The sequence below is a fragment of the Mesorhizobium sp. M7A.F.Ca.MR.362.00.0.0 genome (assembly GCF_004023175.1).
GTDB lineage: Bacteria > Pseudomonadota > Alphaproteobacteria > Rhizobiales > Rhizobiaceae > Mesorhizobium.
The window spans coordinates 8,155-8,664 of sequence record NZ_RZTF01000286.1 but is presented as its reverse complement, the minus strand read 5'-3'; the positions used below and the strand labels follow the sequence as shown (position 1 = coordinate 8,664).

The 510-nt window shown below is 63.9% G+C and carries 1 protein-coding gene; it reads right to left on the bottom strand.

The features are described from left to right. Window positions 1-510: substrate-binding domain-containing protein (locus tag EOC06_RS43610; protein ID WP_245470100.1), on the bottom strand; the 510-nt coding region annotated here is incomplete at both ends.

Sequence of the window (510 nt, the reverse complement as noted above, 5' to 3'; positions counted from 1 at the left end):
GCCTTGATCATCGAGGTGCCGGAGGAGAGTTCCTTCTCGATATCGGGCGCGCCGTCGACGGCGGTGAAGATGAATTCCGAACGGTTGAGCTGCTTGGCCGCAAGCTGGGCGCCGATCGCCGTCGGGTCATTAATGGCAAACACCGCATCGATCTTGTCGAAGCGGGTGAGCAGCGACTGGAACACCTTCAGGCCGCCGTCGCGCGAGCCTTCGGCATTCTGGTCGTCGGAGAGGATCTTGATGTCGGGATGCTGCGCCAGCACGTTCTTGCAGCCCTTCACCCGCTCCAGGATCGAGGACGATGCCGGTCCGTTGAGGATGACGTAGTCGCCCTTGCCGCCGGTGTGGTCGACCAGGTACTGGCAGGCCTCTTCGCCGGCCTTGACGTTGTTGGTCATCACGGTGACGTCGGCGCCCGGCGCCGAAACGTCGAAGGCGGCAACGACGATACCCGCAGCCTGTGCCTTCTTCACCGCCGGCGCGATCGCCTTGGCGTCGACGGCATTGAGC